At 64.3% G+C, this 1,217-nt stretch carries 1 protein-coding gene; it reads right to left on the bottom strand.

Annotated elements, in window-relative coordinates; all coding sequences use genetic code 11:
• Positions 1-41 precede the first annotated feature (41 nt).
• Positions 42-1,217: elongation factor Tu (gene tuf, locus FOY53_RS22605; RefSeq protein ID WP_146592533.1), on the bottom strand; the 1,176-nt coding region annotated here is incomplete at its 5' end.

Below are 1,217 nucleotides of genomic sequence, written 5' to 3'. Positions count from 1 at the left end.
CGGCGTCCCTTGCGGGTCGCCGGGGGGTGCCTTGCGGCGCCTTACTCGAGGACTTTGGAAACCACGCCCGAGCCGACGGTGCGGCCGCCTTCGCGGATGGCGAAGCGCAGCTTGTCTTCCATCGCGATCGGCGCGATCAGTTCGACTTCGAACTTCAGGTTGTCACCCGGCATCACCATCTCGGTGCCCTCGGGCAGGTTGACGGTGCCGGTGACGTCCGTGGTGCGGAAGTAGAACTGCGGACGGTAGTTGGCGAAGAACGGCGTGTGACGGCCACCCTCTTCCTTGGTCAGGATGTAGGCCTCGGCCTCGAACTTGGTGTGCGGGGTCACCGACTTCGGCTTGCACAGCACCTGGCCGCGCTCGACGCCCTCACGCTCGATGCCGCGCAGCAGCGCGCCGATGTTGTCACCCGCCTCACCGCGATCCAGCAGCTTGCGGAACATCTCGACACCGGTGCAGGTGGTCTTCTTGGTGTCGCGGATGCCGACGATTTCCAGTTCGTCGCCGACGTTGACAACGCCACGCTCGATGCGGCCGGTCACAACCGTGCCGCGGCCCGAGATCGAGAACACGTCTTCGACCGGCATCAGGAAGGGCTGGTCGACGGCGCGGGCCGGCTGCGGGATATAGGCATCCACGGCCGCCATCAGTTCCCTGATCTTGTTCTCGCCGATGGCCTCGTCGCGGCCTTCCAGAGCGGCCAGAGCCGAGCCCGCGATGATCGGAATGTCGTCACCCGGGTAGTCGTAGGTCGACAGCAGTTCGCGGATTTCCATCTCGACCAGCTCGAGCAGTTCCTCGTCGTCCACCTGGTCGACCTTGTTCATGAACACCACCATCGACGGGATGCCGACCTGACGGCCGAGCAGGATGTGCTCGCGGGTCTGCGGCATCGGGCCGTCGGCGGCGTTCACAACCAGGATCGCGCCGTCCATCTGCGCCGCACCGGTGATCATGTTCTTGACGTAGTCGGCGTGGCCGGGGCAGTCGACGTGGGCGTAGTGACGCGCCTCGGTCTCGTACTCGACATGCGCGGTCGAGATGGTGATGCCGCGGGCCTTCTCTTCGGGCGCGCCGTCGATCTGGTCATATGCCTTGAATTCACCGAAATACTTGGTGATCGCCGCCGTCAGCGTCGTCTTGCCGTGGTCAACGTGACCGATCGTGCCGATGTTGCAGTGCGGCTTGTTACGTTCAAACTTTGCCTTTGCCAT

Source organism: Puniceibacterium confluentis (assembly GCF_007923445.1).
GTDB lineage: Bacteria > Pseudomonadota > Alphaproteobacteria > Rhodobacterales > Rhodobacteraceae > Puniceibacterium > Puniceibacterium confluentis.
The sequence above is the reverse complement of the archived record's forward strand: the minus strand, read 5'-3'. Positions and strand labels throughout refer to the sequence as shown.